This window comes from Desulfovibrio sp. ZJ746 (assembly GCF_011039155.1).
In the GTDB taxonomy this organism is placed as follows: Bacteria; Desulfobacterota; Desulfovibrionia; order Desulfovibrionales; family Desulfovibrionaceae; genus Desulfovibrio.
Genome location: NZ_JAAKEK010000003.1, coordinates 119,112 through 143,996, shown reverse-complemented (window position 1 = coordinate 143,996; position 24,885 = coordinate 119,112). Strand labels below are relative to the sequence as shown.

Annotated in this window: 24 protein-coding genes and 1 pseudogene; 5 read left to right on the top strand and 20 right to left on the bottom strand. The window is 66.6% G+C overall.

Features of this window, described 5'->3' with window-relative positions:
- Positions 1 to 55 precede the first annotated feature (55 nt).
- The 9 genes from G7Y54_RS12755 to G7Y54_RS06620 all read right to left on the bottom strand — a co-directional run bounded on the left by G7Y54_RS12755 (position 56) and on the right by G7Y54_RS06620 (position 13,092).
- On the bottom strand, positions 56 to 3,196 hold the full coding sequence (locus tag G7Y54_RS12755) for an NAD(P)(+) transhydrogenase (Re/Si-specific) subunit beta (RefSeq protein WP_165078515.1): 3,141 nt from the start codon (positions 3,194 to 3,196) through the stop codon (positions 56 to 58).
- A 49-nt stretch (positions 3,197 to 3,245) separates the two neighbouring features.
- Positions 3,246 to 3,527 (bottom strand): NAD(P) transhydrogenase subunit alpha, encoded by a 282-nt coding sequence (locus tag G7Y54_RS06655; RefSeq protein WP_165078514.1) that lies wholly within the window; start codon positions 3,525 to 3,527, stop codon positions 3,246 to 3,248.
- A gap of 96 nt (positions 3,528 to 3,623) precedes the next feature.
- Positions 3,624 to 4,793 (bottom strand): NAD(P) transhydrogenase subunit alpha, encoded by a 1,170-nt coding sequence (locus tag G7Y54_RS06650; RefSeq protein WP_165078513.1) that lies wholly within the window; start codon positions 4,791 to 4,793, stop codon positions 3,624 to 3,626.
- Positions 4,794 to 4,869: 76 nt separating this feature from the next.
- Entirely contained in the window at positions 4,870 to 6,246 is a 1,377-nt protein-coding gene (locus G7Y54_RS06645; RefSeq protein WP_165078512.1) for an aminotransferase class III-fold pyridoxal phosphate-dependent enzyme, read from the bottom strand.
- A gap of 383 nt (positions 6,247 to 6,629) precedes the next feature.
- The gene (locus G7Y54_RS06640; protein WP_165078511.1) at positions 6,630 to 8,267 is read right to left on the bottom strand and encodes a lactate permease LctP family transporter; all 1,638 of its coding nucleotides are present in this window, start codon (positions 8,265 to 8,267) and stop codon (positions 6,630 to 6,632) included.
- Between the two features lie 325 nt (positions 8,268 to 8,592).
- Positions 8,593 to 9,723, bottom strand: a complete 1,131-nt coding sequence (locus tag G7Y54_RS06635; RefSeq protein WP_165078510.1) for an MFS transporter — start codon at positions 9,721 to 9,723, stop codon at positions 8,593 to 8,595.
- 176 nt (positions 9,724 to 9,899) lie between these two features.
- A complete protein-coding gene (locus G7Y54_RS06630; RefSeq protein WP_165078509.1) occupies positions 9,900 to 10,976 on the bottom strand; it encodes a BMP family ABC transporter substrate-binding protein in 1,077 nt (358 codons plus the stop codon).
- 39 nt (positions 10,977 to 11,015) lie between these two features.
- Entirely contained in the window at positions 11,016 to 11,699 is a 684-nt protein-coding gene (locus tag G7Y54_RS06625) for a hypothetical protein (RefSeq protein ID WP_165078508.1), read from the bottom strand.
- A gap of 85 nt (positions 11,700 to 11,784) precedes the next feature.
- Positions 11,785 to 13,092, bottom strand: coding sequence for an amidohydrolase (locus tag G7Y54_RS06620; RefSeq protein WP_165078507.1), 1,308 nt, complete (start codon positions 13,090 to 13,092; stop codon positions 11,785 to 11,787).
- 27 nt (positions 13,093 to 13,119) lie between these two features.
- Here G7Y54_RS06620 and G7Y54_RS06615 point away from each other — a divergent pair, with 27 nt between their 5' ends.
- On the top strand, positions 13,120 to 13,980 hold the full coding sequence (locus G7Y54_RS06615) for an alpha/beta hydrolase (protein WP_165078506.1): 861 nt from the start codon (positions 13,120 to 13,122) through the stop codon (positions 13,978 to 13,980).
- A 19-nt stretch (positions 13,981 to 13,999) separates the two neighbouring features.
- Here G7Y54_RS06615 and G7Y54_RS06610 read toward each other — a convergent pair.
- From G7Y54_RS06610 to G7Y54_RS06565, 10 genes and pseudogenes are all read right to left on the bottom strand, one after another.
- Positions 14,000 to 14,506 (bottom strand): annotated as a pseudogene (locus G7Y54_RS06610) (metallophosphoesterase family protein); the annotation flags it as partial.
- A gap of 12 nt (positions 14,507 to 14,518) precedes the next feature.
- Positions 14,519 to 14,683, bottom strand: a complete 165-nt coding sequence (locus G7Y54_RS06605) for a metallophosphoesterase (protein WP_165078504.1) — start codon at positions 14,681 to 14,683, stop codon at positions 14,519 to 14,521.
- A gap of 144 nt (positions 14,684 to 14,827) precedes the next feature.
- The gene (locus G7Y54_RS06600) at positions 14,828 to 15,502 is read right to left on the bottom strand and encodes a protein phosphatase CheZ (RefSeq protein ID WP_165078503.1); all 675 of its coding nucleotides are present in this window, start codon (positions 15,500 to 15,502) and stop codon (positions 14,828 to 14,830) included.
- A 55-nt stretch (positions 15,503 to 15,557) separates the two neighbouring features.
- The gene (ybgF, locus tag G7Y54_RS06595; protein WP_165078502.1) at positions 15,558 to 16,544 is read right to left on the bottom strand and encodes a tol-pal system protein YbgF; all 987 of its coding nucleotides are present in this window, start codon (positions 16,542 to 16,544) and stop codon (positions 15,558 to 15,560) included.
- An 11-nt stretch (positions 16,545 to 16,555) separates the two neighbouring features.
- Complete coding sequence (locus G7Y54_RS06590; protein WP_165078501.1) at positions 16,556 to 16,756, bottom strand: PLDc N-terminal domain-containing protein; 201 nt, start codon at positions 16,754 to 16,756, stop codon at positions 16,556 to 16,558.
- Positions 16,753 to 17,277 (bottom strand): signal peptidase II, encoded by a 525-nt coding sequence (gene lspA, locus G7Y54_RS06585; protein WP_165078500.1) that lies wholly within the window; start codon positions 17,275 to 17,277, stop codon positions 16,753 to 16,755. Before lspA ends, G7Y54_RS06590 begins: the two co-directional genes overlap by 4 nt.
- Positions 17,274 to 20,099 (bottom strand): isoleucine--tRNA ligase, encoded by a 2,826-nt coding sequence (gene ileS / locus G7Y54_RS06580; RefSeq protein ID WP_165078499.1) that lies wholly within the window; start codon positions 20,097 to 20,099, stop codon positions 17,274 to 17,276. The genes lspA and ileS overlap by 4 nt, the downstream gene beginning before the upstream one ends.
- A gap of 192 nt (positions 20,100 to 20,291) precedes the next feature.
- Positions 20,292 to 21,167 carry an MBL fold metallo-hydrolase gene (locus G7Y54_RS06575; RefSeq protein ID WP_165078498.1) on the bottom strand — a complete coding sequence of 292 codons (876 nt, stop codon included), beginning with the start codon at positions 21,165 to 21,167 and terminating at the stop codon, positions 20,292 to 20,294.
- Between the two features lie 141 nt (positions 21,168 to 21,308).
- Positions 21,309 to 21,749, bottom strand: coding sequence for an HNH endonuclease (locus tag G7Y54_RS06570; RefSeq protein ID WP_165078497.1), 441 nt, complete (start codon positions 21,747 to 21,749; stop codon positions 21,309 to 21,311).
- A 103-nt stretch (positions 21,750 to 21,852) separates the two neighbouring features.
- Positions 21,853 to 22,143: a thioredoxin family protein gene (locus tag G7Y54_RS06565; RefSeq protein ID WP_165078496.1), complete on the bottom strand. Its 291-nt coding sequence runs from the start codon at positions 22,141 to 22,143 to the stop codon at positions 21,853 to 21,855.
- Positions 22,144 to 22,419: 276 nt separating this feature from the next.
- Between G7Y54_RS06565 and G7Y54_RS06560 the strand changes: the two genes are divergently transcribed.
- Together G7Y54_RS06560 and G7Y54_RS06555 are read left to right on the top strand one after the other, a co-directional pair.
- Positions 22,420 to 23,040: a DUF6198 family protein gene (locus G7Y54_RS06560; protein WP_165078495.1), complete on the top strand. Its 621-nt coding sequence runs from the start codon at positions 22,420 to 22,422 to the stop codon at positions 23,038 to 23,040.
- Between the two features lie 209 nt (positions 23,041 to 23,249).
- A complete protein-coding gene (locus G7Y54_RS06555; RefSeq protein WP_165078494.1) occupies positions 23,250 to 23,723 on the top strand; it encodes a hypothetical protein in 474 nt (157 codons plus the stop codon).
- Between the two features lie 9 nt (positions 23,724 to 23,732).
- On the opposite strand, the gene G7Y54_RS06550 is transcribed toward G7Y54_RS06555, so the two are convergent.
- Positions 23,733 to 24,251 (bottom strand): hypothetical protein, encoded by a 519-nt coding sequence (locus tag G7Y54_RS06550; protein WP_165080207.1) that lies wholly within the window; start codon positions 24,249 to 24,251, stop codon positions 23,733 to 23,735.
- 77 nt (positions 24,252 to 24,328) lie between these two features.
- On the opposite strand from G7Y54_RS06550, the gene G7Y54_RS06545 reads away from it, so the two are divergent.
- Complete coding sequence (locus G7Y54_RS06545) at positions 24,329 to 24,586, top strand: ribbon-helix-helix protein, CopG family (protein ID WP_165078492.1); 258 nt, start codon at positions 24,329 to 24,331, stop codon at positions 24,584 to 24,586.
- Positions 24,583 to 24,876 (top strand): type II toxin-antitoxin system RelE/ParE family toxin, encoded by a 294-nt coding sequence (locus G7Y54_RS06540; protein ID WP_165078491.1) that lies wholly within the window; start codon positions 24,583 to 24,585, stop codon positions 24,874 to 24,876. The genes G7Y54_RS06545 and G7Y54_RS06540 overlap by 4 nt, the downstream gene beginning before the upstream one ends.
- Positions 24,877 to 24,885 lie beyond the last annotated feature (9 nt).

The following is a 24,885-nucleotide window of genomic DNA, read 5'->3' as shown; positions in this document are numbered from 1 at the left end:
TTTTTTCACAGCTATCAAGCCTCATGCCCCGGAACGGCAGCTTCCCCCATTCCTCCTAGCCGCGCAGCATGGCGAGCAGCTTGTCCAGGCTCGCGGCCGCGTCGCCCAGCATCATGACCACGCCAGGCTTGCTGTAAAGCGGGTTTTCCACGCCCGCGTAGCCCGGCTTTTCGTCATAGTTGCAGATGATGACGCCCTTGGCCTTGTCCACGTCAAGGATAGGCATGCCGTAGATGGGCGTGCCCTCGGCCGTGTTGGCCGCGGGGTTGACCACGTCGTTGGCGCCCACGATGACCACGAGGTCGGCCTCGGGGAAGAGCGGATTCACCGTATCCATCTCCAAGAGGTGCTCGTAGTCCACATTGGCCTCGGCGAGGAGCACGTTCATGTGCCCGGGCATGCGGCCGGCGACCGGGTGGATGGCATAATCCACCTTGGCGCCATTGGCCTCCAGCGCGTCGGCGAGCTGCTTCACCTTGTGCTGCGCCTGCGCCAAGGCCATGCCGTAGCCGGGCACGATGATGACGCGCCTGGCATTTTTCAGCATGGCCGCGGCGTCGCCAGCGCCGGCCGGGGCGGCGGAGCCCGCAGCGGCATCGGCAGCCGCCGGAGCCGCCCCGCCCTCGGGCGTGGCGCCCTGCGCGAGATCCACGAGGCGCCCCACGGTCTTGGCCGCGTCGCCGAACATGAGGATGGCGCCCGGCTTGGAGTAGAGCGGATTCTCCACGCCGGCATAGCCGGGCTTTCCGTCATAGTTGCAGACGATGACGCCCTTGGCCTTGTCCACATCGAGGATGGGCATGCCGTAGATGGGCGTGCCCTCGGCCGTGTTGGCCGCCGGGTTCACCACATCATTGGCGCCCACGATGACCACGAGGTCCGCCTCCGGAAAGAGCGGGTTCACCGTGTCCATCTCGAGCAGGTGCTCGTAATCCACATTGGCCTCGGCGAGCAGCACGTTCATGTGGCCGGGCATGCGGCCGGCCACGGGATGGATGGCATAATCCACCTTGGCGCCGTTGGCCTCAAGCGCGTCGGCGAGCTGCTTGACTTTGTGCTGCGCCTGCGCCAGCGCCATGCCGTAGCCGGGCACGATGATCACGCGCTTGGCGTTCTTCAGCATGTCAGCGGCGCGGGCCTCGTCGCTTGCTCCGGAAGCCGCGCCCGCCGCGGGGGCGGCAGCGGCCGGGGCCTTCACGTCGCCCTTGGCGAGATCCACGAGGTGGGCCACGGTCTTGGCGGCGTCGCCAAGGCGCATGTGCACGCCTTCCTTCTTGTAGAGCGGGTTGGGCACGCCGGCATAGCCGGGCTTTTCATCATAGTTGCAGACAATGACGCCCTTGGCCTTGTCCACATCCAGGATGGGCATGCCGTAGATGGGCGTGCCCTCGGCCGTATTGGCCGCGGGGTTCACCACGTCGTTGGCGCCCACGATGACCACGAGGTCGGCCTCGGGGAAGAGCGGATTGACCGTCTCCATCTCCAAAAGGTGCTCGTAGTCCACATTGGCCTCGGCGAGCAGCACGTTCATGTGCCCGGGCATGCGGCCGGCAACGGGATGGATGGCATAATCCACCTTTGCGCCATTGGCCTCCAGCGCTTCGGCGAGCTGCTTGACCTGATGCTGCGCCTGCGCCAAGGCCATGCCGTAGCCGGGCACGATGATGACGCGCTTCGCCTCATGCAGCAGTTTGGAGAGCGCGGCGTCGTCGTCGCCAGCGGTCGGAGTGGCGGCGCCGGCAGCGGCGGGGGCCGCCACATTGCCCTTGGCGAGGTCCACGAGGTGCGCCACGGTCTTGGCCGCGTCGCCAAGGCGCATGTGCACGCCCTGCTTCTTGTAGAGCGGGTTGGGCACGCCCGCATAGCCGGGCTTTTCGTCGTAGTTGCAGACGATGATTCCCTTGGCCTTGTCCACATCAAGAATCGGCATCCCGTAGATGGGCGTGCCCTCGGCCGTGTTGGCGGCAGGGTTCACCACGTCGTTGGCGCCCACGATGACCACCGCGTCCGCCTCGGGGAAGAGCGGGTTCACGGTGTCCATTTCGAGCAGGTGCTCATACTCCACATTGGCCTCGGCGAGAAGCACGTTCATGTGGCCGGGCATACGGCCCGCCACCGGGTGGATGGCGTAATCCACCTTGGCGCCGTTGGCCTCCAGCGCGTCGGCCAGCTGCTTGACCTGGTGCTGCGCCTGCGCCAAGGCCATGCCGTAGCCGGGCACGATGATGACGCGATTGGCCCCGCGCAGGAGCTTCGCTATCTCGGCGTCGTCATTGGCCTCGGCGTCGGCGGCAGGAGCCGCGGCAGCGCCCGAGGGCCCGGCCGGGGACTTGGGCGCGGCCGGAGCGGCGGCGGCAGGGGCCGCGCCCGGCTTCTTGCCCGCCACCGAGGACTCGCCCAGAAGGATGGGCATGAGCCGGCGGTTCATGGCCTTGCACATGACGCGGGTGAGCATGTAGCCCGCCGAGCCGATGATGCCGCCCACGGCGATGAGCAGCGGGTCGGCCACGGCAAAGCCCGCGATGGCGCAGGAGATGCCGCCCATGGAGTTGAGCAGCGAAATGGTGATGGGCATGTCCGCGCCGCCCACGCGCAGGGTGAAGACCACGCCGAAGAGCGCGCCGGTCACGAACATGAGGCCGATCATCAGCCAAGGCAGGAAGTCGGGCGCGATGTTGTAGATGACCAGCGCCACGCCCATGATGCCGAGGAGGATATTGACGATGCGACTGTGGTTGGGCAGCACGATGGGCCGTTGCGGGAGCACCTGGTGCAGCTTGCCCGCGGCCACGAAGGAGCCGGCGATGGTGGTCATGCCCGAGCACAGGGCGAGGCAGGCGTCGATGCGGTGGAAGGCCGATTCCGGCCCCACGTCCACCAGCATGATGAGGCCAACCAGCGCGGCCGCGCCGCCGCCGAAGCCGTGGAGAAAGGCCACGAGCTGCGGCATCTGGATCATCTTCACCTTGTTGGAGAGGAAGAGGCCGAAGGCCATGCCCGCGGCGATGGCCACCCAGAGCGTGACCGAGCCGAAGGAATCGTCCCTGAGCATGGTGATGAGGATGGCGAGGGCCATGGCCAAGGCGGCGATGGCGTTGCCCCGGACGGCGGTCTTGACGTTGCTCATCAGGTGCAGCCCGTAGAGGATGGCAACGGCGAGCACCGTGGCAATGATGTAATAGGCGAAAGAGCTCATGCGCGGAGTGTCTCCCTGGGATTGTGGCGGCGGGCGCGGGGCTTGTGGCCTAGCGCTTCTTGCCGGCGATCATCTTCAGCATCTTGTTCGTGATGTCGAAGCCGCCGAAGACATTGGTGATGGCGAGCGCGATGGCGACGCCGCCGAAGAACGCGCCCAGCGGTGTCGTGGCGAGGTGCGTGGCCGTGAGCGCGCCCAGGATGATGACGCCGTCAAGGGCGTTCATGCTCGACATGAGCGGCGTGTGCAACAGGCTCGGGATATGGCTCAGCACCTTGTAGCCGATGACGAGGGCGGCGATAAAGACCAGGATGAGGATGAACGTGGTCAAGGGGATGCCTCCGCGAATGCGAAAGGGTGGTGCCGGACGGCGGATACGAGAAGGGCGCGCCGCCCCGTCGGGAAGCGCGCCCTTGCCAATGCGGTGCTACACGCCGGCTTCCTTGGCCCCGGCGTGGACGATCTCCTTGTTGATGGTGGTCAGCGAGGAGGCCACGATGGGGTCGTTGCGGTCGAGCTCGATCTTGCCGTCCTTGGTGAGGTAGGCAAGCAGGTTGTAGATGTTGTTGGCGAACATCCAGGTGGAGCTGGTGGGCATCATGCCCGGGATGTTCTTGATGCCGCTGACGGTCACGCCGTCCACCACGACTTCCTCGCCGGCCTTGGTGACGGCGCAGTTGCCGCCTTGGTCGATGGCGATGTCAACGATGACCGAGCCGGGCTTCATGGACTTGACCATCTCCTCGGTGATGAGCACCGGGGCGAGCTTGCCGGGGATGAGGGCCGTGAGGATAATGACGTCGGCGTCCTTCACCACGGGCTTGATGGCCTCGATCTCCTTCTTCAGCCATTCTTCCGGCAGGCGCTGGGCATAGCCGCCCTCGCCGATGGCCACTTCCTTCGGCACGCCGGTGTCCACGGACTTGGCGCCCAGGCTGCGGGCCTGCTCGGCGGCGTCGGGGCGGATGTCGATGGCGGTCACTTCGGCGCCGAGGCGCTTGGCGGTGGCCACGGCCTGGAGGCCGGCCACGCCCGTGCCGATGACCACGACCTTGGCGGGCTTGATGACGCCCACGGCCGTGCCGATCATGGGCATGAACTTGGCGAGGTAGCTCGCGGCCATGAGCACGCCCTTGTAGCCGGCCACGGTGCTCATGGAGGTGAGGGCGTCCATGCTCTGGGCGCGGGAGATGCGCGGGATGCCGTCAAGGGTGATGCTGATGCAGCCCGTGTCGCGCAGCTTGCGCATGGGCTCTTTGTTCACCGGGGCGGCGGGGTGCAGGAAGGTGATGAGGTACTGGCCGTCGCGGAGCATGTCGCTCTCGTGCATGCCTTCCTTCTCGTTGAACAGCGGCTCTTTCACCTTGAGGATGACGTCGGCCTTGTCGAAGATGTCCTTGGCGCGCTCCACGATGGTGGCGCCCGCGGCCTTGTACTGGTCGTCGGAGAAGAACGAGCCCTCGCCCGCGCCCGCCTGCACGAGCACGACGGCGCCGTCGTCCACCATCTTCTTCACGGTCTCGGGGGTGGACGACACGCGGCGCTCGCCGGGCATGATTTCCGTGGGCACGCCGATGGTCATACCGGTAAATTTCATGGGAATGGCTCCTTGCAAATCTTGCTGGTGCATGGTGAAAGGCCGGGCGCCCGAAGGCCCCGGCCCGCCGGAACAACTAGGCCTTGACCACCTTGAAGGCGTTGTCGAGCGCCTTGAGGATCTCGTCGAGCTCCACCGTGGTGGTGATGAGCGCCGGGGCGAGGCAGATGGTGTTGTTGAACTCGCGGAAGCTGCGGCTCGTCTTGCCGATGATGACGCCCTGCTTCATGCACTCGGCCACCACGGCGCCGGCCACAGCCTCGGACACGGGCTCGCGGGTGGCGCGGTCCTTGACGAGCTCGAGGCCGCAGAAGAGGCCCTTGCCGCGCACGTCGCCGATGATCTCGTACTTCTTCTCCAGCTCCTTGAGGCCGTTCAGGAGGTACTCGCCCATCTTGACCACGTTGTCGAGCACGTTGTGCTCTTCCATGTAGCAGAGGTTGGCGTAGCCCGCGGCCGGCCCGGAGGTGCAGCCGCCGAAGGTGCTGATGTCGCGGAAATAGCCCTCGCGGTCGGAGGGGTCGGCGATGAAGTCCTGGAAGACTTCCTCGGTCGTCACCGTGCAGGAGATGGGCGCGTAGCCCGCGGCCACGCCCTTGGCCATGGTCACGATGTCGGGCTTGACGTTGAAGTGCTGGTAGCCGAACCACTTGCCGGTGCGGCCGAGCCCGCAGACCACTTCGTCGATGATGAGCAGAAGGCCGTACTTCTTGCAGATCTCGCTGATGGTCTCAAAATAGCCGTCCGGGGGCACGATGACGCCGCCGCCGGCGGTGATGGGCTCGAGGATGACCGCGCCCACGGTGTCCGGGTCTTCGGCCTGCACCACTTTCTCAAGCTCGAGGGCGAACTTTTCGCCGAGGTTGGTGGTGCCGGCCGGATAGGGCGAGCGGTAGACCGAGCACGCCGGGAATTCCACGAAGCCCGGGGTGAAGGGGCCGTACTGCATCTTGCGCTCTTCCTGGCCGCAGGCGGAGAGCGTGGTGATGGTGGTGCCGTGGTAGTCGCGGTTGCGGTAGATGATCTTGTACTTCTTGCCGCCGTGCTTGAGCTGCGAGATCTGGCGCACGATCTTGAAGGCCTTTTCATTGGCCTCGGAGCCGGAATTGGAGAGGTAGACGCGGGAGAGGCCCGGCATCTTCTCGATCAGCTTCTTGGAGAAGCGGATGGTGGGGATGTTGCCGTAGCCGTTGGCGAAGTAGCAGAGCTCCTTGATCTGGTCGCTCACGGCCTTCACCAGGGTCTCGTTGCCGTAGCCCAGGTTGACCGTCCAGACGCCGCCGGAGACCGCATCCAGGTATTGCTTGCCGTTGATGTCCGTGACCCGCATGCCTTCGCCCTTGACAAAGATGATGGGATCGGACTTTTCATAGACCTTGTGCTGGGTGAGATGATGCCAGACGTACTTCTTGTCGTCCGCGATCAGCTCGGCGGCGTTGAAGGACTGCGCCATTTCTTCCTCCGATTGAGTGCTTGGCGCCGCAGGGGATGCCCGACCGGCACATCCGGGGGCGGCGTCGGATTCCGCATGGTATAAGCCCGGCGGTACCCTCCCGGACCACAGGGCCGTGCCTGAAATAGCAAGCCTTGTGCCAGATGGCACAGGCTCATTTTGACAAGTGATTTCACTGAGTTGTACGCGCGCCTTCTTTCCCGGAAGGCCCCGCCGCCCAAATTTCAAACCGCTTCAGACTCAAAATAGCGCCTGAAGCTGAACCGAATTCGACTTACAATCCATTTTTGATTCACCCTCCTCCACCGGGTCTGCCTGAACGAAAGAGGCCCGCCCCGCAGAAGCGGAACGGGCCTCCTTGTGCGAAGGTGCGGTGCCCCAGCCTAGCGCAGCATCCAGGCGAGCGGCCCGGCCTGGAGCCAGGTGAGCGCGCAGAGCAGGAGCGTCATGCCGATGCTGTGCAAAATGGTGAAGCGGAAGAGGTTGCCCTCCTCGCCCACCATGCCCGTGGCCGCGGTGGCCACGGAGAGGGACTGCGGCGAGATCATCTTGGCCGTGGTGCCGCCCGAGGCGTTGGCCGCCACGGCGAGGTCGGGGTTCATGCCCACGGCCACGGCGGTGTCGCGCTGCATGCCGCCGAAGAGCGCGCAGGAGGACGTGTCCGACCCGGTGAGGAACACGCCGAGCCAGCCCAAAATGGGCGCGAAGAAGGGGAAGAAGCCGCCCGTGAGCGTGAAGGCCAGGCCCAGGGTGGCGCTCATGCCCGAATAGTTCATGAGGTACGCGAGCCCGAGGATCAGGGCGATGGTAATGATGGGCAGGATGAGCTGGCGGATGGTGCGGAAGAAGCAGGCAATGGCGCGCCCGAAGCCGTAGCGCGGCATGAGCGGCACGGACACGAGGCCGGAGAGCAAAATGGCCGTGCCGCCCGCCGAGAGCCAGTTGAAGGTGTACTTGGCCGCGTAGACCGCGTTCTCCTTGACGATGGGCGCGGTCTTGAGCACCTCGCCGTCAAGGCCGGGCCAGCCGAAGGTGAAGATGGCGCCGGGCACGCTGTTGAGCACCTTCTTGAACTCGGGGAGCCCCCAGAAGAACACGAAGACCGCGAGCACCAGATAGGGCCCCCAGGCGCGCATGACCACGGCCGCGGGGGAGCCGTCGCCCTCAAGCTTGGAGTCGCCCTCGCCGGGGAAGCGGTAGGTCTGCTTCGGCCGCCAGACCTTGAGCAGCAGCCCCAGGCCCACGATGGTGGCGATGGCCGAGCCGATGTCCGGCAGGGTCGGGCCGTGGAAGTTGGAGAGCAAGAATTCCATGCCCGCGAAGCACACGCCCGAGACCACGATGGCCGGGAAGACCTCCATGCTGCGCCTGAAGCCGCACATGGTCACGCAGACCCACATGGGCACGATGAGCGCGAGCAGGGAAAGCTGGCGGCCGGCGATGGAGCTCACGGACATGAGGTCGAGCCCGGACACGGACGCCGCCACGATGATGGGCACGCCGATGGCGCCGAAGGCCACGGGCGCGGTGTTGGCGATGAGCGCGATGCCCGCGCCCCAGAGCGGCGTGAAGCCGAGGCCCACCAGCATGGCCGCGGCGATGGCCACGGGCGTGCCGAAGCCGGCCGTGCCCTCGATGAAGCAGCTGAAGGCATAGGCGATGAGCAGGGCCTGGAGGCGCCGGTCATCGGTGAGGCGCGCCAGCGAATCCTTGATGATCTCGAACTCGCCCGACTCAACGGTCATGTTGTAGACCCACACCGCCGTGACCACGATCCAGACGATGGGGAAGAGGCCGAAGGCCGCGCCCATGAGCGTGGAGCTCACGGCGAGGCCCACGGGCATGTCCCACACGGCCACGGCCACGATGAGCGCGCCGATGAGGCCGGCCGCCGCCGCGATATGGCCCTTGGCCTTGCGCACGGCCAGCATGTAAAAGAGGATGAGGAGCGGGATGGCCGCCACACAGGCCGAGCCCACGGTGCTCCCGCCCACGGTGATGTAATTCTGGATCCACGGCATAGAAGTCCAACCTTTCTCTCAAATGTGCGGGGAACCCTGGTTCCCGAAAAACAGCGTCCGGCCGGCGCCAGGAAAGCCCATCCGGGCTGTGCCCCGGGCGCGCGCCGACGCCCCCTCCGTGCCGCAGCATACGGGACGCGCCCGGCCAGAGCCAAGCAATTCCCGCATTTGGGCCGCGAATAGTTATTGAAAATTCAATAAATATTCAAAATCCGCCGCGCAGACACCCAAGCCGGTGCATGCGGTCTGGTCTTTTCCGCAAAACTACGAAAGGGGGAAGTACCCCCTGCCGGCCCGCGCCTGACAGCGGCGAGGCTTCTTCCCCCTACCTGAAGCGGACGCTGCCGCACGTGAGCGCCGCGCACACCATGAGCGGCACGAGCATGGCGGTCTCGAGGCCGAAATGCTGGGCGAGCCAGCCGAGGCTCGGCGGCACCACGAGGAGGCCGCCATAGCCCAGAAGCGAGACCAGAGCGCTGGCGCTGGCCGGCGGCAGGGAGCCGTGCGCGCCGGCGCGGCTGATGACGATGGGCATGATCGGCGAGAGCCCGAGGCCCATGAGGGCGAAGCCCCCGAGGCAGAGCCACGGCAGCGGCGAGAGCAGCACGAGGCCGAGCCCGGCGAAGGCGAGGAGGCCGCCGGCGAGCAGCAGGGCGAAATCCCCGAAGCGCTCGCGCAGCCGGTCTTCGGTGAGGCGGGCGAAGGCCATGGGCGCGGAGAGCGCGCCGAAACACAGGGCCGCGGTGCCCGCGTCGGCGCCCTTCACGTCCTTGAGGAGCAGGCCGCCCCATTCCGCCGAGGCGCCCTCGGCGATAAAGGCGCCCAGGGCCATGAGGCCGCAAAAAATGATGAAGAAGGGGATCTTCCCCAGGGCTTTTTTCGTTTCCCGCGCGCGCACGTCGGGCAGGAGATGGCGCCCGGAGAGGAAGACCGGGGGCGTGAGCAGCAGAGAAATACTGAGAAAATTGGAAAAAATCCCTAGGCCGGCATAGGCGAAGGCCGAACCGCTCATGGAGCCCAGGAAGCCGCCGATGCTGTAGCAGGCGTGCAGCGTCGCCATGCGGGAACGATGGGTGACGCGCTCGAGCAGCATGCCCTGCACATTCATGCAGACATCGAAGATCGCGGTGGCGAGCCCGAAGCCCACGGCCACGCAGCAGAGGCTGAAAAAATCGGGCGCGAGGGCGATGCCGGTCAGCGCAAGCAAGAGCCCGACCGCCGCCCCCACGAGCATGATGCGCGAGGGGAGCCGCTTCAGGAGCAGGGGCGCGCCCAGAAAACCCGCGATGGACCCCACGCCGAACACCAGGAGCACGAGGCCCAGCTCCGCGTCATTGATGCCCGCGTGCGCCTTGATGGCCGGGATGCGGGCCGTGAACTGCCCGTAAGCGGCGCCGGCGCAGACAAAGAAAAACAGGCAGCTGTAAAAGTTCCTGGCCGGCCGGGAGTCATCCATCGTTTTTTCTCAAGGCTCTGCTATACCTGCGAGTGGGGGTGGGGCTGTGCGGCTTTCTAATGCATTGTATAACTGAGCTTTTCTCAAAGCGCCGTTGCGCCGAGGGCAGCACAGTCCCCATTCCCGACATGGGCGCGCATGCGTCATTTTTTCAGGCTCCGGGGCCGCTGCGGTCCCTACAGGCAGTCGCAGAGGGTGCGCGCTCGCAGGGAATGCAGGCGGATGGAGCCGTTTATCAGCTCGCGGCGCAACTCGCCCACGCGGCGCCCGATGCTTTCGGGGATGCTCCCCGGCACGCCCTTGCCGGCTGCCGCGAGGAAGGCCGGAAGGCCGGCCACGTCCACGCCCCCGTTGGCGAGGTCATAGACCACGATCTCCTTGCCGCGGAAGTGCGGGGACGCCGCCGAGGCCGCGATCTCATACACGGCCTTGTCCGCCCGCTTGACGATGGAGAGGAGCACGTGCCCGGGAAAGGCGGAACTCTGGTCCGTGTCCAGCCCGACGAGGCAGGCGCCCGCCGCCTTGAGCCGCCCAAGCGCCTGGGGATTGCCCGCGCCCGCGGCCAGCGCCACCACGTCCGCGCCGGCCCCGAGCAGCCCCGCGGTCTTGGCGGCGGCTGTTTCGCCGTCCGTGAAGGAGCCGACAACGGCCTGCACCACGCGCACATCCGGCGCGGCGAGCTGCGCGCCCTCGGCAAAGCCGCTGAAGAGCGAGCGCATGGCCGGCGTGTCCTCCCCGGAGAGCCAGCCTATCACCCGCTGCTCATTGATGCCCGGGAGCCGCGCGCTCGTCAGCAGGGCCGCGGCCGCGCCGGCCAGAAAGGCCCCCTGCTCGTCCGCAAAGGTCACGGACATGATGTTGGGCGCGCGCACGCCCGCGTCGATGCAGCCGAACATGGTGCGCCGGAAATTGGCCGCATTGTCGCGCAGGGCCTCGTGCAGCCCGTCCGAGGCCACGAGCACGAGGTCGGCCCCGGCAGCGGCCTTGCGCAGGGCTTCGGCCTGGCCCTCCCCTTTCGGGGCGTAGACCACCGAGGTCTGCATGCCGAAATCCCGGGCCGCGCGCTCAAGCCCGGCGAGAAGCAGGTCGTTCCACGGCGAGGCCTGCTCATGCTCGAGCAGCAGGACCGCCCGCAGCGGGGCCGTGCGCGGCGCGGCATCCGCGCCGGCTGCCGGGGCCGGCAGGAGCAACGCCAGCAGGAGGAGACACCAGAGCGACAGGGAGAAATGCCGGGGATGGGACTGCGTCTTCATGAGACTCTTGGGGGTACGGATGAAAAGGGGCAATGACCCTTAAATGGTCATCACGCCGCCGGGCTTCTTGGTCTTTTCCGGGGCGGTTTTGGGCGCGGGGGCCGGCTTGGGAGTTGGCGCCGGCGCCGGTGCAGCCTTGGCCGGGGGCTCCTGCTTCCCGGGCGCGGCGAGGGCGTACTGCCGCGCCGTCTGCTCCATGGCGGCACGCCCCACCACGAGCCAGCGGCCGCCCACCTTGCGCAGGGCGAGCCAGCTCGTGAGTCGCGCCGGCGTGGTGACCTTGGCGATGGCCGCCTCCTCCCCGAGCTCCACCACCGTGGCGTCGCGCAGGGCCTGCGCAACCCAGGGGCAATCCGGGGTGTCGGCCGCGCGGCAGCGGGCCATGAGCTCGCCCGTGCTCACGCCGCGGGTGAAGTCCGCCTCCATCTGGGCCTTCATGTCCAGCGCGCCGGAGAGCATCTGGTCCACATTGCCGAGGCGGAAGAGCCGCCCCAGCGAGCCCAGGGCGCGCAGGGCCGGGTCGTCCTCGGCGAGGTTCCTGACATGGTTCTCGGCATAGGCCGTCATGTCCATGCCCGCCAGAAAGGCCGCGCTGTCATTGGCGTCCAGCGCCTTGGCGAGGCCGTCGAGGGCCTTTTGCGGGCCGCTTTGCGACATGCAGGCACAGAGCAGCACGACCGCGACACAGGCGCATGCCAGCCGGGCAAAACCTTTCCTCTCCATTTCCTGCTCCTTGTATTCAATGGGGCCATGGGGCACCCCCCATACTAGGCGCGCGGGCCCCCGCCGTCCAGCCCGGGGAACCGCGTCAGGCCAGCACGAAGTCGCGCAGGGCGCGCACCTCACGCCGCAAGGCATCATAATCAAAGCGGGTGAAGCGCCCGTCGCGGTAGAGCACTTCCCCGCCCACCATGGTGAGGCGCACCTCGTGCCCCGTGGCCGCGTACACGAGGTGAGAGACCGGCGCGTACATGGGCTGGAGATTGGGCTCCGCAAGGTCGAGGGCGATCAAGTCCGCGGCCATGCCCGGCGCGAGGGCCCCCACATGCGGCTGGCGCAGGGCCTGGGCGCCGCCGAGGGTGGCCATGTCGAGCACGGCCTGCGCGGGCACGCTGGCCGGGTCGCCGCTGACGAGCTTGTGGAGCAGGGCCGCGCGGCCCATCTCCTGAAACAGGTTGCACTGGTTGTTGCTGGCCGGGCCGTCCGTGCCGAGGGCCACGGCGAGCCCGCGCCGGAGCATGGCGGCCACGGGCGCGGCCCCGGAGGCGAGCTTCATGTTGGAGGAAGGATTGTGCGCGATGGCGGCGCCGCTCGCGGCCAGAAGGTCGAGCTCGGCTTCGGTGACGTCCACCACATGGGCGAAGGTGCACTTCGCGTCGAGCACGCCGAGGCCGCGGCAGTATTCCAGCGGGCGCAGCCCGTGCTCGGCCAGGCAGCGCTCGGTCTCGCCGCGGGTCTCGGCGAGGTGCATGTGGAGGAGGAGGTCGAGCTCGAGGGCGAGGTCGCGGCAGGCGGCGATGATCTTGGGCGTGGTGGTGTAGACGCTGTGGCAGTTGACGGCCACGGAAATGCGCTCGTGCCCGGCATAGCGTTCGGCCAGTTCGCGCGTGGCCGCAAGCGCCGCGCCCGCGTCCGGGCAGGCGGCCGAGGGAAAGCCGAAGACCGCCTCGCCGCCAACGCAGCGCAGGCCGGCCTCTTCCGCCGCCTCGAGCACCGCGCCCTCGAAGAGATACATGTCCATTGCGGCCGTGGTGCCGGTGCGCAGCATCTCCGCAAAGCCGAGCAGGCTGCCTGTGCGCACGATGTCCGCCGTGAGGCGCGCCTCCACCGGGAAGATGCGGCCGGTGAGCCATTCCATGAGCGGCATGTCGTCCGCTAGGCCGCGCAGGAAGGTCATGGCCGCGTGCGAATGGGCGTTGACGAGCCCCGGCAGAACGAGCATGTTGCCGAGGTCCAGGCGCTCGACCGGCTGCCAGCGGGCGTCGAGCTCGCCGGCCGGGCCAACATCAAGGATGACGCCGCCCGAGATGGCGAGCGCCCCGGGGGCGAGGATGCGCCGCTCCGCGTCCTGGGTGACGAGCACGCCCGCGTGGACAAGGGTCTGGCACTCAGGCATGGGCGCTCCTTTGCGCTGGAGGTGGGGATGACGGACGGGACGCACAGCCGGGTGGGCGCCGCAGTTTCCGCCCCCGATGCGGGCCGGCCCCGCGCCCTGCTCTTCCACGGGCTTGCGGGCACGCCCTTGGAGGTCGCGCCCGTGGCGCGGGCGCTCAAGGCCGGGGGCATCGCCGCGCACACGCCGCTTCTGCCCGGCCACGGCACCACGCCCGAGGCGTATCTGGCCTCATCGTTCGGCGAATGGCGGGCCTTCGCCCGCGCGCAATACCGGCGCCTTGTCGCTGAGGGGCCGCTGCTTTTGGGCGGCTATTCGCTGGGCGGCATCCTCGCCCTCGACATCGCCGAAAACGCCGCCGAGGCTGGGCTCCCCGCGCCGGCCGGCCTGCTCCTTCTGGCGACGCCGCTGTGGTTCGGCGCGTGGCGCCCCGGTTTACGCCTGCGCGGGCCCGGGAGCTGGCGCTTCCGCCTTCTGCCGCTCACTGCGCGGCTCTGGCCCGTGCTCCGCGTGCCGCCGCGCAGCGCGGAGGCCCGCTCCGTGGCCCCGTGGCAGGGCCACGAAGAGGTCGCTTCCCTGCGCCATTTTGCGGAGCTCGATCGCGCGCTCAAAAGCATCCGCCGCCGCCTCGGCCTTGTGCGGGCGCCGCTCTGCGTTATCCAGTTGCGCCACGACGCGAGCTGCCCGCCCGGCCACGCCGCATGGCTACTCACGCATTGCGTTTCAGCGGAGGCGGAGCTTCATCTCCTGCGCACAAAAAGCCCGCATGGCGGGCACCTCCCCACCACGCACGCGGAAAGCCGGGAGCGCGTGGCGCAACTCGCCCGCGCTTTTGCGCGGCGCTGCCTCAAAACGCCTGACTTTCCGGCATTGCGGAACCGGGCTTCCTGATCTTTTCCCCCAAGCCCGCTCACACCCGGGCAGTTTTCAGGATAGTCCCCAGTTGGGTCTTGATCCTTTCCTCAAAATCCAATGCGGCGATTTTTTGCAGGGTCGCCTCTATGGGGCACTGATAGGACTTGAGTTCCACTCTGCCGTCCTGCCAAACGGCATAACTGGCCCTTGGCTCGCCCGAGCGCGATTGGCCGATGCTCCCCGGGTTGAGCACGATGCGGCCGTTGATTTCCCGCATATACGGTATGTGGCTGTGCCCGCAGACAAGGATGTCACAATGGAGGAGGTCAACGGCGCTCGCCATGCTTTCCTCAGTCCACTTGCCATAAAACGTATCAAAGACCGTCGCATGGGTCAGGTGAAAGATTTTCTTGTCCCGCGCCACCTGTATTTGCAACGGAAGTTTGCTTAAAAACTCCTTTTGGCTTCCATCTATCACCCGCGACGTATATTTTCGGGTCACGGTCGATAATTCGCGGTATTTTTCGCTCCATTTGCTGTCGTCATCATGAGCGACCGCATAGTCGTGGTTCCCCTAGATGATGATGGAGGCCTTCGCCGCCACATCCGCGATGACCTCGCCGGGCTCGGGGCCATAGTTGACGAGATCCCCCAGCACCCACAATTCGTCACAGGGTTCAGGAAAGGCCCGCCACGCATCGTAATTGCCATGGATGTCAGAAACGATGGCGATTTTCATGGGCGTTCCCTCCCTGCCATTACGGGCGCGCCCGCACGGAAACGGAAAAGCGCCCGGAAGAGCCTCCGCTCCCGACTGTCGGCCCCGGCGTACGCGGGTTGCCGTCCCTGTCGTGCCCTGTGGGCGCCCGGCCCGCGATTGGCCCTAGAAGCCCAGTTGGGCGAGCATGTCGTCGATGGCGGCCTGCGAAACGCCGTTTTTGTCCGGGCCCTTGAGCTCGGAGCCGCCGGATTTTTCGCTGCCGCCCCGGGCCTCGCCGCCGGCCTTGGCTTCCGTCTGCCTGCGGCTTTCGCGGAAGTCGGCGACGGCCTGGCGCGCCTCGTCCTGCAGGGTCCGCGCGTCCTTGGCCGGGTCCTTTTCCGCGCCGTCCATGACAAGGCCCGAGGCCACATAGAGGTCCACCACCTGCCGCTCGATGCCGTTGAGCGCGGTCACCACCTTCTTGATGCGCTGGCCAGTGATGTCCTGGAAGCTCAGGGTGGTGAGCAGGGTGGTGAGGTCGGCCCCGAGCTCGTCGTTGATGGCCGCGAGCCGCGCCATGCCGGCGCCCTCGCCCGCGGCCGCGATGAGGGTGGCGCTCTCGGCCTGGAGGTCAAGGTGCTTTTCCACGATCTCCATGATGCTCATGGCCGCGGCTTCGGTGTCCCTCAGCACTTCGTGGAGCTGGGCCGAGGCCTCGTGAAACAGCGCGTCCGTGGCCGGGGCCGCGCCCTCCGCCGCCGAGGCGGTGGAGATCTGCTGGTAGATGTCCTTGAGGCCCTGACGCATGTCCGCGCTCAGCTGCCTGTAGACCGCTTCCTGCCCTTTCTCTTCCGACATGACTCTTTACCCCTGTAACGGCGTTTCCCGAAGCGCCGTGATCCTCTCGCGCCGCCTAGCTGTTGGTCTTGAGAAAACTCCTGGCCCGCGCCGCTTCCGGCGAGTTGGGATACTTGCTGATGACTTCCTGCATGCGCGCCTTGGCCGCGGCCGCCTGGCCTATCTTGCTGAAGCTGATGCCCTGCTTCAGGTAGGCGCCGGGCGCGCTCGACGACTTGGGATACTGCTTGATCACCTTGTCATAGGCGAGCGCCGCGTCCGCAAACTGGTTGCGCTGGAAATAGCATTCCGCAAGATAGTATTGCGCTTCCGCGGCCTGGCTGTGGTCCTTGTAATTCTTGAGGAAATCCGTGAAGGAGCGCTGCGCCTCCTCATACTTGCGCGCATTGTAGGCATTGACGCCCGCATCGAAAAGCGCAAGCGAGATGTCCTTTTGCGGCACTTGGGCCACGGGCTTGGGGTCGGCCTGGCCCCATGTGGAGCCCGAAGGCGCCTGGGCGGGGATGCTGCCCGCGCTGCCGTCCGCCGGGAGGCCGTAGCTCCCGGTGGCGGCGGCCCCCGTGGCGCCGGCGGCGCCCGCTGCCCCGGCCGCGGCGAGGCCGCCCATGGGCACAGGCGGTTGCGCCTGCGAGGCCGCGCCGTCCGCGGGTGTGGCGGCCGTGGCGGGCTGCGCCATCACCGGCTGCGCCATGGCCGGCGCGCTCGAGGCCGCGCTCATGGGCTCGCCGAGGTCGAGGTTCATGGCCATGGTGGTGTTCACCTGCCGCAGGGCCGCGTCATGCCGGCGCACCCTGTCCACCAGGGCGCGCGCGCCGCCCGCGTTGTTGAGGTCGTCCATCTGGCCCTTGAGCGTGTTGAGCTCCTGCCGCATGGCCTGCATCTGGTTCCATGTGTCGGCCTGGTTGGGCTGGAGCTGGCGCAGCTGGGCGTCATGCTGCTGCACCCGCTGCTCGAGGTTCTGGCTGCCCTGCGTGGCGCAGCCGCCAAGAAGGAGCGCGCCCAGCCCGAGGGCGAGAAAACGGAAAGCGCCCGTGCTCTTCATCGTTGCCTCCGTCAGATTTTGGCAAGGGCCTTTTTGCGGCCCGTGAATATATAGACGATACCGCCGATGACCGGCACAAACACCACCAGCACGAGCCAGAGGGCGCGCGCCTGGGGCGTGGGGAAGTCGTGGTTCCAGATATGCCAGATGCTCCAGAAGGTGGGGAGCATGGGTAGCCAGACCACCACGGCGTGCCACCAGGCGAAGCTCATGCCCGCTTCCCCCCCCCTGCCGGGGCGCCCTTGCGCCGCTCGGCCCGCCACACGGCGAGACAGGCGCAGGCCGCGCCCACGCAAATGCCCATGTCCGCCACGTTGAAGGCCGGCCAGTGCCAGCCCCGCCAGTAGACATCCAGAAAATCCACCACCGCGCGGAAGCGCAGCCTGTCGATGAGGTTGCCGAGCGCGCCGCCGAGGATGAGCCCCAGGCCCACGAGCAGCAGGGGCTGGCGCGTGTTGCGCGCGAGCACCGCGATGGCCCAGACGGAGACGAGCGTCGCCGCCAGGAAGAGCCAGAACTGCCACTCGATGTCCGAGCGGTTGAGAAAGCCGAAGGCCGCGCCCCGGTTGCGGATGTTCACGAGGTCGAAAAACCCGGGGATAACGACGACCGGCCTGTGCTCGGGGATGGTGGCCATGACGAGCCACTTGCTCGCCTGGTCGAGCACGAGCAGGGCCCCCGCGGAGCCGGACAAGAGGCCCCAGCGGAAGGCCGCGCCGCGGCCCCCGCTCATGCGCCGGCCCCCTCAAGCCCGCGCACAACGGCCGCGCAGCGCGGGCAGAGCGTGGGATGGGCCGGGTCGCTGCCCAAATCTTCGTGATAGATCCAGCAGCGCTCGCACTTTTCGCCGCGGGCCTTTTCCACGCTCACGGCAAGGCCCTCCACGCCGGGCTCGCGCCAGGCGCCCTCGGGCGCGTCCGCAAGGCGCCCCAGCTCAAGCTGCGAGACGATGCACACGGCCCGGAGGTCCGTGCCGAGTCCTTCCAGCCGCTCGCGCACATCGTCGGCGAGCCAGAGCGTGACCCGCGTGTCCAGCGAGTGCCCCACGTCGCCCTCGCGCCGCAGCGGCTCGATGGCCGCGGTGACGGCGCCGCGCACGGCGAGCAGGGTCATCCAGTCGTCGCGCACGCCGTCGGGGAGGAGATACGGCGCGGTGTCCACGGGCTGGAGCGCGAAGACCGTCTTTTCCGGGCCGCGCAGGCTCTCGGGCAGGCAGCCGAAGATCTCGTCCGCCGTGAAGGAGAAGATGGGCGCCATGTCGCGCAAAAGCAGGCGCAGGATGTGCCACAGCGCGCTCTGCGCCGAGCGGCGCTCGCGGCTTTCCGGCGCCGAGGCATAGAGCCGGTCTTTGAGGATGTCGAGGTACACCGCCGAGAGGTCGGTGACGCAATAGTTGTGCAGCCCGTGGAAGACCTTGTGGAACTCGAAGTCCAGATAGGCCTCCCGCAGGCGCTCGTGCAGCCGCGCCGCCACGTCGAGGGCGAAGCGGTCCAGCGGCAGCAGCGCCTCGGGCGCCATGAGGTTGCCCTTGTCGAGGCCGTCCAGGTTGCCGAGCAGGAAGCGGCAGGTGTTGCGGATGCGCCGGTAGGCGTCCACCAGGCGGCGCAGGATCTCGTCCGAGATGCGGATGTCCTCGCGGTAGTCCACGGAGGAGGCCCAGAGGCGCAAAATCTCGGCCCCGAACTTGTCGATGAGCTCCTGCGGGGCGATGACATTGCCCACGGACTTGGACATCTTGCGGCCGTTGCCGTCCACCACGTAGCCATGCGTGAGCACCGCGCGGTAGGGCGCGGCCCCGCGCACGCCCTCGGCGATGAGCAGCGAGCTGTGGAACCAGCCGCGATGCTGGTCCGAGCCTTCCAGATAGAGGTCCGCGGGGAAGCGCAGCTCGGGCCGGGCCTCCAGCACGGCCGCGAAGCTCGTGCCGGAATCGAACCAGACATCGAGGATGTCCGTTTCCTTGCGCCAGTGCCGGGCGCCGCACTTGGGGCACTTGAGGCCTTCGGGCACGATGTCCTCGAGCGGCGCGGCGTACCAGTAGTCGCAGCCCGTGGGCCACTCGGCGAAGCGGGCGCAGATGGCGCGCATCCAGTTGGGGTCGTTCCAGGCCTCGCCGCAATCCTCGCAGATGAGGGCCAGGATGGGCACGCCCCACTGCCGCTGGCGCGAGATGCACCAGTCCGGCCTGAACTCGATCATGTTGTGGATGCGCTCGCGGCCCCAGGCCGGTATCCAGCGCACATCGTTGTCGATGGCGGCCAGCGCCCGCGCCCTGAGGTCGTTTTTTTCCATGCTGATGAACCACTGCGTCGTCGCCCGGAAGATGACCGGCTTCTTGCAGCGCCAGCAATGCGGATAGGAATGCGAGAGCCTGGCCTGGGCCATGAGCGCGCCCTCTGCCTCGAGGCGCTCGATGACCCTGGGATTGGCCTCGAAGACATTGAGCCCGGCGAAATACTCCACCGCGGGCAGGAAGCGGCCGGCGTCGTCCAGCGGTGAATACACCTCGAGGCCGTACTTGAGGCCCACCTCATAGTCTTCGCGGCCGTGGCCCGGCGCGGTGTGGACGCAGCCCGTGCCCGCGTCCAGCGTCACGTGCTGCCCGAGAATGAGCGGCGAGTTACGGTCATAAAAGGGGTGGCGGGCGACAAGGCCCTCCAGCTCGGCGCCCCGGGCTCGGCCCACGATGCGCGGAGCCGCCCAGCCGAAGGTCGCGGCGCACGCGGGCAAGAGCTCCTCGGCGAGCACATACTGGCCGTCCCCGGCCTCCACGAGCACATAGTCGAACTCGGGATGCAGGCAGACAGCCTCGTTGGCCGGCAGCGTCCAGGGCGTGGTCGTCCAGATGACCACGGCGGCGCGCCCGGGGTCGGCCCCGGGAAAGACTTGGGCGAGCTTCGCGTCCGGCAGGGCGAAGCGCACATAGACCGAGGGCGAGGTGTGGTCGCCGTATTCCACCTCGGCCTCGGCGAGCGCGGTATGGCAGGAGCAGCACCAGTAAATGGGCTTCTTGGCGCGGCTCACGCCGCCCTGGGCCACGAAGGTGGCGAGATTGTCGGCCGTGGCCGCCTCATAGGCCGGCAGCATGCTGAGGTACGGGTGCTCCCAGTCGGCGAGCACGCCCAGGCGCTTGAACTCCGCGCGCTGGATGTCGATCCAGCTTTCGGCATAGCTGCGGCAGCGGCGGCGCACGTCCAGCACGGGGAGGGTCTTGCCCTCGGCCTTGAGCTCCTGCTCCACCTTGTGCTCGATGGGCAGGCCATGGCAGTCCCAGCCGGGCACATAGCGCGAGGCCCAGCCTTGCATGTTGCGCGACTTGACCACCATGTCCTTCAGGATCTTGTTGAGCGCCGTGCCCATGTGGATATGCCCGTTGGCATAGGGCGGGCCGTCATGGAGCACATAGTCGCCCTTCGCCCCCGACGCGGCCACCATGGCTTCCCGGGCGTGGATGGCCTCCCAGTGGCGGAGCATTTCCGGCTCGCGCACGGTGAGATTGGCCTTCATGGGAAAGCCGGTCCTGGGAAGGTTGAGGGTCTTCTTGTAATCGCTCATGCCGACTCCCGCGCTGTTGGGCCACCCGCGGCCCGTATCCACAAAAGGCGCCCGGCCGGGAGAGCGGACGGGCGTAAGGTCAGGGCGCGCAAAACCGGCCTAGTTTGGGCAATGCGGCGCACAAAGTCAAGGCGCGGCCATGGCGCCGCTCCGGGGGCGCGCGGCGCAGGCGGCCCCGGAGGGGGTGGGGCGTCAGCGCGGCTGCCGCATGGCGAAGCCCCCGCCCTCGAGCTTGCGCACGTCGCTCACCATGGGGAAGTGCATGCCCGCGAACAGGGAGCGCTCCTGCGCGGCGCGCTCGAGGAGGCGCTTGCGCGCGGCCGCGGCCTTTTCGCCGTCCATGTCGTAGGCGGTGCTGAGATCGGGCCGGGGGAGCTGCACGGGCGCGATATGGAGGATGTCGCCCGCGATGGTCATCTTCTCGGTGCCCGAGGTGATGTCATAGGCCGTGTGGCCCGGCGTGTGGCCCGAGGCGTCCACGGCCGTGACCCCGGGCAGGAGCTCGTCGCCGTAGTTGAACCGCCTAACCTTGTAGGCCGCGGCCACCTTCTTCGCGAGGTCGACGGCGGCCTCGCCCCGGTTGACGCCGCCCCCGTCGACCCAGGCCTCGTATTCCGGCGCGGAGATCCAGAGCGTGGCATTGGGATAGACCGGCCGGCCGTTATCCAAAAGGCCGCCGATGTGGTCCATGTCCATGTGCGTGAGCAGGATGTCGGTGATGTCGTCCTCGGCGATGCCGTTTTCATGCAAGAGGTCGGCGGTGTGGCCCTCGACCTTGTGTTCCTTGCCCCAGCCCGCGTCCACGAGCACCTGCCGGCCGTCCTTCTTGAAGTAGAAGGTCTGGTCCACGGCAGGGACGGGGCCGTTCTGGAACACGCCCGCGAATTCCGGAGCCTTTTCCGCAAGGCCGGGCAAGAGCCGCGGGCCCATGGTCACGTCGGCGTCGCGGATGGCCATCACGTCGAGGTCGCCCACGCTGTAATGGTCGACGCCGTCCTCGGCCACGGCAGGGCCGGCCGCAAGGAAAACGACCACAAGGACGACGCAGAGTTTCGGCAAGAGTCGCATGATGGTTCCCCTTGATAGAGATGAGGAAAAAGAAGGAGCCGGCGTGCCGGCGCAAGCCGCGCCGACGCCATCAGGCTGCCAGCCTAAAGGAGCCGGAGATGGGGGTCAAGGAGCGTTCAGGGGCGTGGTCGGCCGCCCAGGCTATGCCCCGGCCAGGCGCAAGGGAAAGATCCACACCTTGCGCCCGGCGCCGTCGGCGCCCGGCTCCTCCCGCTGGAAGGGCTCGCCGGCAGCCTCGAGGCGCCCGCGATAGGTGTAGCGGCCCTCGGTGTGGACTTCAAAATAATAGCCGGGCAAGCCACCCCGCATACATTCGCAGAGGCGCCTGTTGCCGCCCTTTTTCAGCTCCTGGTCGCCGGCCTTGCCGCTGCCCGTGTAGTAGAGCACGCCGTCCTTCCATGCGCCGCCCGTATGCCGCGGGTCAACATAATTGCTCACGACGACGAGCACGTGGAATGCGGAAGAATAGCGCACCCCGCCCTCGCAGGCGCACCTGAACGCGGTGTAGAGCGTCCTGTTGCTGATGACCTCGCCCACGGCGAAGGGGCAGGAGAAAGAAGGAGCCATGACGCGCGTGCTCATGGGGCGCCTCCCGTGCCGGGACGCCGCGTGCCGCAGCGCATGCGCCCCGGCATGCGGGAGTTCCCGGACGACGTGAAGCTGTCGCGGGACTTGCGGGAAGCGGTCAATACGACTGGACCTTGGCGAGCAGCTCGTTGCCGTCGATCTCGCCGCTGTAGCGCCACACTTCCGTGCCGTTAAGGTAGATGATGAAGGTCGGCACGCCGTCGACCCGGGCCTCCTGCGCGGCGGCCTTGTTCTGGTCGATATCGAGCTGCACCACGGGAATGTCCTTCCCGAGGCGTTCCCTCACCTCGGCCACCACCGGCATCATCTTCTGGCAATGCGGGCACCAGCTCGCAAAAAATTCCACCAGGACGACCCGGGCTTCCTTGGTCATTTGCGCGTAGTTCATCGTTTGCTCCCACTGTTCCACTGTTAAAGGCCAAAGGCCAGCACCGTGTTCCGGCCTAGCCAGCGGAAGGTTTTTTGTCAACCGAAGCCCATGCGCACGCCCGGAGCCACGGATACCCGGGCGGGACGCCCGCTGTATATGGCATGCGCAGCCCGGCTCCAGCCGGTCTTTCGGCGCCACGGCGCCCCCTCCTTGCCATCGGCGCCCAATGTTTATACGCTTCACGGATTAACGACCGCATTTTTCAAAAAGCGCGGCGAGGGGCCCCTTTTTCCCATGATCATGCGCCTTTGTGTGTTTTTCGCCGGTCTTGGCTGCGTGGCCTTCGGGGTGGCCGTCACCACCAAGGCCCTTCTGGGCACCACGCCCATCGCGGCCATCCCCTACTCCATGTCCCTGATCCTGCCCTCCGTCAGCTTCGGCGCCTGCGTCATCGTGTTCAACCTGCTGCTCATCGCGGCGGAGTGGCTGCTCCTGCGCGGCAGGATCCGCTTCTGGGCCATCTTTCTCCAGGCCTTCCTGGCCTGCATCTTCGGCACCTGCGTGGACGGCTCCATGTTCGTGCTGCTCGGCTTTGACCCGCACAGCTATCTTTCGCGCCTCTTGTGGGTGGCCGGGGGCTCCCTGCTCATCGGGGTGGGCGCCTTCCTCACCATCCGGGCGAATATCGCGGTGCTGCCCTACGACGCTTTCGTGCTCGCGCTCGCCACGGCCACGGCGCGGGATTTCGGGCGCCTGCGCATGCTCTGCGATGTCTGCATGAGCGCGCTGGCGCTTGTGCTCTGCTGGCTTGTGCTCAATGACCTCGCCGGCGTGCGCGAGGGCACCATCCTCGCGAGCCTTTTGACGAGCCCGGTGATCCGCCTCTTGATGCGGCTTGGCAAAAAGCCGGCTTAAAAAGCAAAAGTGCCGCGCCATTCACCACGGCCCCCGGGAATTTCTGGAGGAAAAACCGGGGTGCTCCCCCTGAATGAGGGACGCCCGGGTTGTGCGCCGGCAGGTGGACGCCACGGGAGGATATTTATAAACTGCTCCAAACAAGGGCCCGGGCGGCCCCCCTCATCCGGCCATGACCGTAAACGCGCACTCTTCTCAAGGAAGTCATCGTGATAGCGTTCCAGAACTTTCTCATTGATGCCATGTATCTTCTGGCCGCATTTCTCTGGTGGAAATCTGCCACGGCCGCCCCTGAATCCGAGCAGTCCAAAAATGAGAGCCTGAGACGCGCCTACAGGGAGCTGGACACCGCCATAGAGCTGGTTTACACCTGCTTCGACCCCAGGCTTTTGACATCCGATTCCCCCTTTAATCCACATGTGACCGGGGCGGCACTTTTCAACGCCAGCGCCGCACTGTGCACCGCGGTTGCGGTATTTCTCCAGTTCATCAGGGATGCCATGAACCCATGGTGCGATGACCAGTCGATCATCGTGCTGGTGATGGTGATATTCCTGATGGTCATCTTCCTCTTTCCGTTTTTCAAGTACTTTTTTAGCCGCTGGGCCCTGGATGTCGAAAAGGTTGTCGAAAAAGATGTCAAAAAAAGTGAAGCGGAAATTGAAAAAGAGGAGGACAAATAGCGGAGAGTTTTAAAGCGCCGCTTCGTCTTTCCACGTCCATGGCCTCGCGGGGAATATCCATGCCATTTGCTGGCACAGGGAGCCCGGGCGCGACGGCCTCCGCCTCGCTATGCGGACCCTGAGCGTCTTCAGGTTCGCCCCCTTCCGCCTGGTTTTCGTCCTGTCCCGTGCCCGCAGGCCCCGTGACCGATGGGGACAAGTCCGCCTGTCCACCGGCAAGGAGCGCTTCCGGCACCGCATTTTCATCCGCATGGCTTTCCAGCGGGGCGGCCAGAGGGTGGCCAGTTGCTTGATGCAGGAGGTCTTGCCGCATCCCGTGGGGCCGGAGACGCAGAGCGGGTCGAGGAACCAGACCACGAGGTCACGGCTGGCCTCATGGAAGATGCAGCCGGGGTCGATGGCCGGCGTGGAGCTGGTGGGCGCGGCGTAGTCCTTCACGAGTGCGCCGCTTTTCTGGCCGCTGAATACTTGCCCTGCGTCCGGTTCAACGGGTCGCAGGGCGGCGAGTCCTTCATGGATCATGTTCATAGTGGTCTCGATACGCAGACAGCCTCTGTTTGACGGGTGGCTGCCTGCGGGGGTAGGGTTTCAGGGTGGAGGTTACTATGGCTCAGACGCAGATTTCCTTAGATACGGCCATTTTGGATCAACTGGATGCAACGGCCGCATCGCTCTCGCTTTCCCGCGAGGAAGCCCTGCGGGAAGCTATCGTCAATTATTGCGCGTATGAGGGCTGGTTCAGGGCCAAGGTTGAGGAAGGCGAGCGAGACTACCGGGCAGGCCGATACGTTTCGCAGGAAGAGGCCACGCGTCTTGCCGAGGAGCGTCGGAAGAAGCTTTTGGCTATGGCAGAACAGCAATGAAGGTTGTTTGGACTGCTTCAGCCTTATCTGAACGTGACAAGCTGATTTTCTTCATCGCCAAAGATAATCTCACAGCCGCCCTTGAGATAGATGACCGCCTCACCAGCACGGCGGACTCATTGGGCCAATTTCCTTTTCGTGGCAAGCTGGGCCGTGAAAGCAATTCCAGAGAGCTGGTCGTACATAGGAACTATCTCCTTGTTTACGGCGTGGATACAGACGCTGGTATTATCTATATCAAAGCTGTCCTCCATACTTCCCAGCAATACCCACCCGAGGACATCGGCTAGAAAGCCCCG

What these genes read in the sequence shown, in the direction of transcription:
- G7Y54_RS12755 (WP_165078515.1), bottom strand. Translation starts at nt 3,196, where the DNA reads ATGAGCTCTTTCGCCTATTACATCATTGCCACGGTGCTCGCCGTTGCC.
- G7Y54_RS06650 (WP_165078513.1), bottom strand. Translation starts at nt 4,793, where the DNA reads ATGAAATTTACCGGTATGACCATCGGCGTGCCCACGGAAATCATGCCC.
- G7Y54_RS06645 (WP_165078512.1), bottom strand. Translation starts at nt 6,246, where the DNA reads ATGGCGCAGTCCTTCAACGCCGCCGAGCTGATCGCGGACGACAAGAAG.
- G7Y54_RS06640 (WP_165078511.1), bottom strand. Translation starts at nt 8,267, where the DNA reads ATGCCGTGGATCCAGAATTACATCACCGTGGGCGGGAGCACCGTGGGC.
- G7Y54_RS06635 (WP_165078510.1), bottom strand. Translation starts at nt 9,723, where the DNA reads ATGGATGACTCCCGGCCGGCCAGGAACTTTTACAGCTGCCTGTTTTTC.
- G7Y54_RS06630 (WP_165078509.1), bottom strand. Translation starts at nt 10,976, where the DNA reads ATGAAGACGCAGTCCCATCCCCGGCATTTCTCCCTGTCGCTCTGGTGT.
- G7Y54_RS06625 (WP_165078508.1), bottom strand. Translation starts at nt 11,699, where the DNA reads ATGGAGAGGAAAGGTTTTGCCCGGCTGGCATGCGCCTGTGTCGCGGTC.
- G7Y54_RS06620 (WP_165078507.1), bottom strand. Translation starts at nt 13,092, where the DNA reads ATGCCTGAGTGCCAGACCCTTGTCCACGCGGGCGTGCTCGTCACCCAG.
- G7Y54_RS06615 (WP_165078506.1), top strand. Translation starts at nt 13,120, where the DNA reads ATGACGGACGGGACGCACAGCCGGGTGGGCGCCGCAGTTTCCGCCCCC.
- G7Y54_RS06605 (WP_165078504.1), bottom strand. Translation starts at nt 14,683, where the DNA reads ATGAAAATCGCCATCGTTTCTGACATCCATGGCAATTACGATGCGTGG.
- G7Y54_RS06600 (WP_165078503.1), bottom strand. Translation starts at nt 15,502, where the DNA reads ATGTCGGAAGAGAAAGGGCAGGAAGCGGTCTACAGGCAGCTGAGCGCG.
- ybgF (WP_165078502.1), bottom strand. Translation starts at nt 16,544, where the DNA reads ATGAAGAGCACGGGCGCTTTCCGTTTTCTCGCCCTCGGGCTGGGCGCG.
- G7Y54_RS06590 (WP_165078501.1), bottom strand. Translation starts at nt 16,756, where the DNA reads ATGAGCTTCGCCTGGTGGCACGCCGTGGTGGTCTGGCTACCCATGCTC.
- lspA (WP_165078500.1), bottom strand. Translation starts at nt 17,277, where the DNA reads ATGAGCGGGGGCCGCGGCGCGGCCTTCCGCTGGGGCCTCTTGTCCGGC.
- ileS (WP_165078499.1), bottom strand. Translation starts at nt 20,099, where the DNA reads ATGAGCGATTACAAGAAGACCCTCAACCTTCCCAGGACCGGCTTTCCC.
- G7Y54_RS06575 (WP_165078498.1), bottom strand. Translation starts at nt 21,167, where the DNA reads ATGCGACTCTTGCCGAAACTCTGCGTCGTCCTTGTGGTCGTTTTCCTT.
- G7Y54_RS06570 (WP_165078497.1), bottom strand. Translation starts at nt 21,749, where the DNA reads ATGAGCACGCGCGTCATGGCTCCTTCTTTCTCCTGCCCCTTCGCCGTG.
- G7Y54_RS06565 (WP_165078496.1), bottom strand. Translation starts at nt 22,143, where the DNA reads ATGAACTACGCGCAAATGACCAAGGAAGCCCGGGTCGTCCTGGTGGAA.
- G7Y54_RS06560 (WP_165078495.1), top strand. Translation starts at nt 22,420, where the DNA reads ATGATCATGCGCCTTTGTGTGTTTTTCGCCGGTCTTGGCTGCGTGGCC.
- G7Y54_RS06550 (WP_165080207.1), bottom strand. Translation starts at nt 24,251, where the DNA reads ATGAACATGATCCATGAAGGACTCGCCGCCCTGCGACCCGTTGAACCG.
- G7Y54_RS06545 (WP_165078492.1), top strand. Translation starts at nt 24,329, where the DNA reads ATGGCTCAGACGCAGATTTCCTTAGATACGGCCATTTTGGATCAACTG.
- G7Y54_RS06540 (WP_165078491.1), top strand. Translation starts at nt 24,583, where the DNA reads ATGAAGGTTGTTTGGACTGCTTCAGCCTTATCTGAACGTGACAAGCTG.